The organism is Roseibium sp. FZY0029 (genome assembly GCF_036350355.1).
Lineage (GTDB): Bacteria > Pseudomonadota > Alphaproteobacteria > Rhizobiales > Stappiaceae > Roseibium.
The window spans coordinates 263381-271291 of record NZ_JAZDVZ010000010.1 but is presented as its reverse complement, the minus strand read 5'-3'; the positions used below and the strand labels follow the sequence as shown (position 1 = coordinate 271291).

The 7911-nt window shown below is 58.0% G+C and carries 7 protein-coding genes; 2 read left to right on the top strand and 5 right to left on the bottom strand.

What is annotated here, in order from left to right; all coding sequences use genetic code 11:
- Window positions 1-150: 150 nt before the first annotated feature.
- Genes V1T76_RS25375 through V1T76_RS25360 form a run of 4 tightly spaced genes read right to left on the bottom strand, consistent with a single transcriptional unit; the run spans window position 151 to window position 3918 of the window.
- A complete protein-coding gene (locus V1T76_RS25375) occupies window positions 151-1467 on the bottom strand; it encodes an SGNH/GDSL hydrolase family protein (RefSeq protein ID WP_330563468.1) in 1317 nt (438 codons plus the stop codon).
- 12 nt (window positions 1468-1479) lie between these two features.
- The gene (locus V1T76_RS25370) at window positions 1480-3315 is read right to left on the bottom strand and encodes a carbamoyltransferase family protein (protein WP_330563467.1); all 1836 of its coding nucleotides are present in this window, start codon (window positions 3313-3315) and stop codon (window positions 1480-1482) included.
- Window positions 3316-3319: 4 nt separating this feature from the next.
- Window positions 3320-3469 carry a DUF5989 family protein gene (locus V1T76_RS25365; RefSeq protein ID WP_330563466.1) on the bottom strand — a complete coding sequence of 50 codons (150 nt, stop codon included), beginning with the start codon at window positions 3467-3469 and terminating at the stop codon, window positions 3320-3322.
- Between the two features lie 44 nt (window positions 3470-3513).
- Window positions 3514-3918, bottom strand: a complete 405-nt coding sequence (locus V1T76_RS25360) for an SxtJ family membrane protein (RefSeq protein WP_330563465.1) — start codon at window positions 3916-3918, stop codon at window positions 3514-3516.
- Window positions 3919-4575: 657 nt separating this feature from the next.
- Between V1T76_RS25360 and V1T76_RS25355 the strand changes: the two genes are divergently transcribed.
- Complete coding sequence (locus V1T76_RS25355) at window positions 4576-5778, top strand: hypothetical protein (protein ID WP_330563464.1); 1203 nt, start codon at window positions 4576-4578, stop codon at window positions 5776-5778.
- Window positions 5779-6121: 343 nt separating this feature from the next.
- On the opposite strand, the gene V1T76_RS25350 is transcribed toward V1T76_RS25355, so the two are convergent.
- Complete coding sequence (locus tag V1T76_RS25350; protein WP_330563463.1) at window positions 6122-7075, bottom strand: homocysteine S-methyltransferase family protein; 954 nt, start codon at window positions 7073-7075, stop codon at window positions 6122-6124.
- 283 nt (window positions 7076-7358) lie between these two features.
- Here V1T76_RS25350 and V1T76_RS25345 point away from each other — a divergent pair, with 283 nt between their 5' ends.
- Window positions 7359-7907 (top strand): GNAT family N-acetyltransferase, encoded by a 549-nt coding sequence (locus V1T76_RS25345; RefSeq protein ID WP_330563462.1) that lies wholly within the window; start codon window positions 7359-7361, stop codon window positions 7905-7907.
- The last annotated feature ends 4 nt before the right edge of the window (window positions 7908-7911 follow it).

The window sequence follows — 7911 nt, the reverse complement described above, 5'->3', positions numbered from 1 at the left end:
TCGGCCTTTCCTACCAGGGAGCCTTCGGGGAAAACGCAAGGGACCAGGGAGCAAACGCAAGGGTCAATATCAGGTTCTGAGGGGGGCTTCTCGAGCAGTTTGACCTTTGCCAGTCTCCTCGCCGCGTCCCCTGTTCCCGGCTAGGCGGGGTCAGGGGAGGGCCAGGAGCGGGTCGCTCATGATCCTGCCAGCAGCAAGCGCCGCGCCGTCGGCATTCAGATGCGCATCCGGCGCGTAAAGCCGCAGCGGCGAGGGGTGGTCGCGAAAGGTCGGGGTCAGGTCGATCAGGCCCACCCCTGCGTCCTCGGCCGCGCGAGCCACGTTCCGGCGTAGCGGGGCGCTGACGAAGCCATGCGGAAACAGCCCTCCGAACTGGTCGAGAGCGGGGATATAGACCACCACTACCTGCCCCTGCCAGCCATCCGCGATTTGCTTCATACGCTGCAGGATCTGCTCGAATTCCGGGTTGTCGCCGGCTGCCTTGGGGTAGTGCAGTCCCAAAATGCTGGCAGTTTCCTGCAAAGCGAGGAAATTGCGCATATAGGAGCGGCGGCGCAGATATTCCTCCAGACTGGCGGCGGTGCCCTGCCACCAGTCGGTGATGATCCGGGCCGCGCCCGCGCGCTGCGCCGCGTCCATCTCAATCGGGCCGAAATCAGCTCCCGGCGTCAAGGCTTCGTGCAGCCATGGCTGTTCGAGCTCTACGGTCAGGTTTTCCCAGTCATTCCCCTCGAAAAAGGCGACAACGGTGATACGGGGTCGGAAATGCGGGCCATAACGGCCAAGGACCGCCAGTTCATACAAGGGGCCCGCGCCCCTTGTGGCAGTGTTCAGGATCGAAGCCCCGCCCGCGCGCATCTGGTCGACGAGATGCTGGCCATCTTCGAGACAGATGCCTTCGGCAAAGGAATCGCCAAGGATCATCACATCGACCGGCGCGGCGGTTTCCGGCTGCGGGTTGCGAAAACCGTAACGGTCGGTGCGTGTCGTGACCGGCACGCCCATGCGGCTGCACAGCAGCATCTCGGTTCCGGGCATCCCGGACAGCACCGCATCGGCCAGAGTTTCGGTTCCTAATTTGGCATTAAGCGCTTTGATCGTATAGGCCGGGGGCATGGCGCCGCCGTAGCGGTCCTGATCGGCGCCGCCATCAACGATCCCGGCCAGGCCCACCCGCTGTGGCAGGTTTTGCCAGCGCATATAGCCCTCGAAGAGGAACATTGCGACAAGGATCGAGCAGGCAGTGATCCCAGTTGTCAGCGCATGGTCGCGCGGCAACAGCATGGCGCAACCGGCCAGCAGCGCTGCAATCGCCAGCGGTCCCACCACATAGCGCAGCAGCCGGGGCAGATCCGAGGCGTAGTCGTCGTAATGCGCCAGAGCAAAGATCGCGGTCAGCACGAAATAACTCGCCGGGATCAGGCACAGGATGATGGCAGTCCACCGATGGCGGCCAGCGATTGGCAAGGGCTTCTCCGATCAGTCCAGTTCGTACCTGTTTTCGTAATTCTCGTGCAGCGAGGCGTCCTGCGCCTCTTTCTCCAACAGGCAATTGCCGGCGACCAGCACCTCGATCCCGGTGCCCATGAAGCAGCGGAAGGCGTCGGTGGGGGTGCAGACGATCGGCTCCCCGCGCACGTTGAACGAGGTATTGACCAGCAGCGGGCAGCCGGTCAGGTCGTTAAAAGCGGAGATCAGCGCGTGATATTTCGGGTTGGTATCGCGATGAACAGTCTGCACGCGGGCCGAATAATCAACATGGGTTACGGCTGGAATGGCCGAGCGGCGGATGTTCAGCTTGTCGATGCCGAACAGGGCCTCTTCCTCGGACGTCATCTTGCGCCGGATATGTTCGGAGACATCGGCGACCAGCAGCATATAGGGGCTGTCAACGTCCAGATCGAACCACTCGCTGACATGCTCGCGCAGGACAGAGGGCGCGAAGGGCCGGAAGCTCTCGCGGTATTTCACCTTGAGGTTCAAAAGCTTCTGCATGGAGTCCGAGCGCGGATCGCCAAGGATCGAACGGTTCCCAAGGGCGCGCGGTCCGAATTCCATCCGCCCCTGGAACCAGCCCACTGCCTTGCCATCCGCCAGCGCCTGTGCGCTGCGGGTCAGGATCTCACCCTCGTCCAGCCGGGTAAAGCTGGCCCCGGCCGCCGTCAATTCCGCCGCGATCCGGTCGTCGTCGAACGCCGGGCCCAGATAGGCGCCTCGCATGGCATCACCGGGCTGCGCCTGTCGGGGTTGACCCAGTTCCATATGCCATGCCGCCTGCGCCGCCCCGAGCGCGCCCCCGGCATCGCCCGCCGCCGGCTGCACCCAGATATCGCGAAAGGCGCCGTCGCGCAGGATCTTGCCATTGGCCACGCAGTTCAGCGCCACCCCGCCGGCAAGGCACAGCGAGGGGATCCCGTATTCCTGAGCCAGCGCGCGGGTCATGCGCAGCAGGATCTCCTCGGTCACAGCCTGGACCGAGGCGGCGATATCCATGTGGAACTGTGTCAGCTGCTCTGTCTCGGGCTGGCGCACAGGATGGCCGAAAAGATCCTCCATGGCCTTGCTGGTCATGGTCAGCCCGGTCGCATAGTTGAAATAGCGCTGATCCAGCCGGAACGAGCCGTCCGGCTTTACATCGACGATCCGCTCCAGCATCAGGTCGCGAAAGCGTGGCTGCCCATAGGGGGCCAGCCCCATTACCTTGTATTCGCCGGAATTTACCTTGAAGCCGGTGTAATAGGTGAAGGCGGAATAGAGCAGGCCCAGCGAATGCGGGAAGTGCAGCTCGCGCTGGATTTCCAGATCCTTGCCGCGCCCGATGGCAACCGTGGTGGTCGCCCATTCCCCGACCCCGTCTATGGTCAGCACCACAGCCTCGTCGAAGGGGGAGGAGTAGAAGGCGCTCGCGGCATGGCTGACGTGATGCTCGGCGAACAGCAGCTTGTTCGCTGAGAAGCGTGGGTCCAAAAGGCTCAGTTCTCGCTTCAGCAGGTCCTTCAGGAACAGCTTTTCGCGAAGCCAGACCGGCATTGCCATCCGGAACGAGGCAAAGCCGTGCGGAACGTTGGCCAGATAGGTCTCCAGCAGGCGCTCGAACTTCAGGAAGGGTTTGTCGTAGAAGGCGACGTGATCGACGCCGGCCAGATCCAGCCCGGCTTCCTCCAGCACATAGGCGATGGCTTGTGCGGGAAACCCGGCATCGTGCTTGCGCCGGGTAAAGCGTTCCTCCTGCGCGGCGGCCACGATCCGACCATCGACCATCAGCGCCGCTGCGCTGTCGTGATACAGCGCAGAAATTCCGAGAATAGCCGTCACAGGCTTAGAACAGCGTATAGATAAAGGGAGCGACGGCAGAGCCCTGGCTGAGAACGATCAGCGCGCCGAAAATCGCCAGCACAATGAAGACCGGCAATAGCCAGAATTTCCGCCTTTCGCGCAGAAAACCCCACAGTTCTGCGATCATCGACATAGAGGCTACTCCTTTTTTTAAAAAAACCGTGCCAGTATTTCGTCTTAATATTGCAGTCTCATAGATTTCGGCTGCTCGGTTCTTGTAATCCAATATGATTTTTCAGTCGGATCCATTTTCTTTGAAAGCGGATCCTTTCCGCTGGCCCGCATTGCGAGGCCAATTGGAATTAATACGACGAGATAGACAATCGCCATGACGATCGGCGCCACCACAGCACCAAGCAGCAGGCCCAGCTTGAACCACAACCTGTTGGGCACTCGCAGGACCTGCGGCGCAAACATCGCGAGAGCGATGAAAACTGCCGAAAGACCAAGCAGAACCCAGCGCGGCGCGGCGCCGTCCGTGATCGGCCACAATCCGATCAGTGCAAAGACCGCCGCGAAGACCAGCCCGAAATTCCGTTCGGAGCCCATCCTGACCGATGTATTGAGCTGATTATCACTCATTTGGAAACGCACTAATTAAAACCAGTATTAGCTATATCAAAATCGAAGGGGATAGTCGCTAGTTAAAATTCCTGAAAAAAATAATTTCATAATTTGGTAATATTGCACCAATCGGTTGGCGGATTCTCTGCGTCAATCCAGTTTCTCCTCCTAGGGTCCGTAACCCATTGAACCTAGAGGAAGGACGGGCGCGGCTCCGACGCGCGCATGAATGACTACATCCTTTGCCCGACGGGTCTGAATGAACACAGCAATCAGGCGTCGGTCATCTGAGATCACCTGTTTCCGATCAACCTGGTCCATTGCGGCGGTGGCCTGAAGCCACGACACCGCAGCAAGCAATGGCAGCTTCTGCGATTGGTCACGAATAGTGGTAATCGTGTTTCTGGACCGCGGCTGGTTGCGAGAAAAACTATTCCACAATCCCGTTGCGATTACCGTAAGAGGATGAGATTGCGAAATGGTGGGCGCTAAGACGGGGGCGTTCCTCCCGACATGCGAATGATGGAGCCGACAAGCTGGAGCAGTTCAAAAAAACGCGAATGCGTGCACAAAAGTTGCGGCTGAGTTTGGAGAAATTGATTTTTTCAGCTTCAGGTCGCTTTATGCTTGCGGTGTTGCCTGCAGAAATCTGTTTGACGGATCAGAAATATCGCTGTGAAAATTCTCCTGATTGACGTGATAAACGTCCTCCTCATCCGCGATGAAAAACAGAACTATGTTCTCGATGCCGAGGTTCTGGGGGTGCTTGAACTCCTTTTGAGCCAAGGTGTCCCCATGTATGCGGTTTCAATGGTCTCGCGAGATCAATGGAAAACGTTGCAGCACGAATTTCCAGCCATGAAACCGTTGTTCCAGGGTGTAGCGTTTCCAATTGGAGAGACCGAAGATCCCATTGCCAGGACCGATGCGATCAAGCATTTCCTGAATATGCAGGGTGTCCCGGAAAACCTTGTCTTTTACGTCTTCGACAGCAGCGTTCTGGCCGAAGGCCGTACGCAAGAATTTTATGATGCCTTCCGCAATCATTCCGAGGTCGAACCTAACTTCTATGATCCAAAAAGGGTCAGTCCATATTGGTTGAAGATTCGTCTTGTCGCGAGCAAGTTGTTGTATCGGTTCGACAGGTCTACGGACATTTTGCTCAACGAGAAAGAAAAAGAGCTTTGTGGGATATTAGTCCGTTACCTCGCGATAAAAATGTGCCGACTGTTCTACGATCATGACTTTGAAATGCTGGAGTGGACTTCTCCAGAAGCAACTCGAAGCAGAGTGTATGATGAGGGGCAGCAAATAGAGGGTCGAAAATTTGCGCTTATGACAGAGCATGGGGTGAGGTCTTATGAGTTAGCTGTATCGTGTTTAATGGAATTTGATTTGGTATCTCAGGTTCTAGGCTACTACTATGAGATGCTGGTCGATGTTGATGATATTCCAAAGCTGCTGTCTGCCCGGGAGGATTTGCATCGAGAACAACTGGGTTGGGCTATCGAGACGTTCTTCGATATGGAATCTCAAGACCGGTGGAACGACGAGGATAACCGGGAACGCAGCTCTTTACGGCACGTGGAGATTACGCTCGACATAGTCGACAGTTTTCTCGCAAACGGGTTGATCGAATACGACGGTCCTGAACTCGTCTGGAGCGAAAAAATGGATCCTTATTTTCTCATGGCACAGTACGGAAAGCCGAATGCTGTGGATTCGGAATACCATTTTTCGCATGAGGAAGAAGCTGGCGAGTTTTTTCGAAGAATTTGTGGGCCACCCCAAAATATTACGGACGAGGATGAAGAATTCGACGAGCCAGGCTGTCGAACGGTTACCTGGACAATTTCTCCAATTATCTGGAAAAATTGAAATGGGTATTTTGATTAGGGCGATCCAAAATTCTGATGCTAGCGATTTTCTGATTTCGGCTGCGGTACTGTCTGCCGACTGAATGATCGCGGTTTGAGTGCCTCTTGTGATCTCATGATTGATGTTTCCGTAGAGCTCAGTCCCAGGGCCATATTCGGCTCGCGCCCGACCGGATGAAGAAAGCTGATACCTGCCAAAATACGCCGGGCGGGTTCCTTTTTGTTTCGCAAAGACGCTGCGAGCGCCCACGGCCGGGCACGATGATGCGGCGCTGTCGCGCGTCCGCTGGTGCCCGGCCGGGTTCCATGTAATCGCCGTTCGAAGACGGAGGCGATCGTGACCGTCAGGCGTGTTCCCGTGACACGCAGCAGTCGGCTATCGCTTCGACGTGCCGGTGGTCGGTTCCGCAGCAGCCGCCGTAGACCCGAAGGTTCGGCAACAGGCGCTTCAACTGCGCATAGTCACGGCCAAGTTCCGCGGGGTTGCCAGGATCAAGGTTTTCAGCCTCGTCCAGTTCCGCGTGGCTGAGGCGCGACGCGTTGGCCCGCACACCCCAGACGCGCTTCAACCATGCGGCGTCGGATTCCAGCGCGATGCGGAAATGGTCGGGATGCGCGCAGTTGACCATGAAGTAGGCCGCGGCACCCGCAGTCAGCATGTCTGTCTGCTCGAAGGCCTCGCCCAGAGGTGTGCCATCAGGCAGGCGGCCGTCGGTTTCCGTGGTGTAGGAAACGACCGACGGCATGCCTGCGGCCGCAGCGGCGCGGATGATGCCGACGCCTTCGTTCACGGTCGAGATCGTGAAGGCACTGACCATGTCGGCCTCGGTCTGGGCGAACCAGCCGATCTGTTCGGCGTGGAACGCTTCGGCCTCGTCGGCAGTCATGGCGAGATCAGGCTGGTAGCCGTCGCCGCGCGGTCCGATATTTCCTGAAATGACAACCGGCGACACGGTTTCAGAACCTCGCCTGATGTCGGCAAGCAGGGCAATGGCCGCCTCGTTGAGCTGCTTGAGATCTGCGGGTGAGTGTCCGATCTGTCGGCCCCAATCCCTGCTGGCGCGCCACGTTGGCGCTTCAAGCAGGAACCCGGTACCATGATCCGCAGCGATGGCGAGATGCCGTTCGAAATAGGTCCGCAGCACACTGCGTCCTTCCACTGTCTCAAGCAGCGGATAAGAGGCGAAAAGCGGCAGCTCAAGTCCCTCATGGAAGATCAGTGTCGTTTCGAGACCGGAATCTGTGAGAAGGGTGATGCCGTTCGATTGGGGCAGCTGATGGCGGTGAAGTGCTCGCATTACAGTTCTCCCCGTACGTGTGCAGAGTCCTGGCCGGAAAGGCAGGGCAAAGGCACGTGAGGGTTGCTGGCGCGAAAAAACCTTGAAATCGGTAGCATGGGTCGGCTCTCCTGTGGTTGACGAGGTGAGACTGACCGATGCCCATGCACTTCTGCGTTCCGGGAACCGTTACAAGCGCGTTAAATCGCACGGTGCGCATCCCGGTCCGGTTTACTCGGACCGGAGAGCGTGAGACCTAAGGGCTTCAAGTGTTGCGTGGATGTCTATTGGCCACGGAGGGGGCATGGCACAGGAACCAGGGAACCGGACCGGAAGCGAGATCATGATCCGTCATGTGCGCGCGAGTGATCGCGATGCGGTTGCGGCAATATTCAACTCCAGGCACGTCAACCTGGGAACGCAGCGACTGCCTTATCACGCCGACACCGACGTCGAGGCCCGCCTGTGCGACGATCCGGCGAAGATGAAACTGGTCGCGGAAATCGATGGCAATGTCGCCGGATACTGCGAACTGGAGACCTGGCCCACCCGGCCGCGGATCCGCCATGGTGGCGAGATCGACATGGTTGCAACGCATCCGGACTTTCGAGGGCGAGGTGTCGGGCATGCTTTGATGGAGGCGATAATCGACCTTGCAGACAACTGGCTGCAGCTGACCCGACTTCAACTCTATGTCTGGGACGGAAACGATGTGGCGGTCCGTCTCTATCAAAACTTCGGGTTCGATATAGAAGGGCGTTTGCGCCGCTTTGTTTTTATCAACGGCGAATATCGGGACGCCTTGATCATGGCCCGTCTTGCCGAGCCGGCCAGGCTCAAAACCGAGACCTGATCCC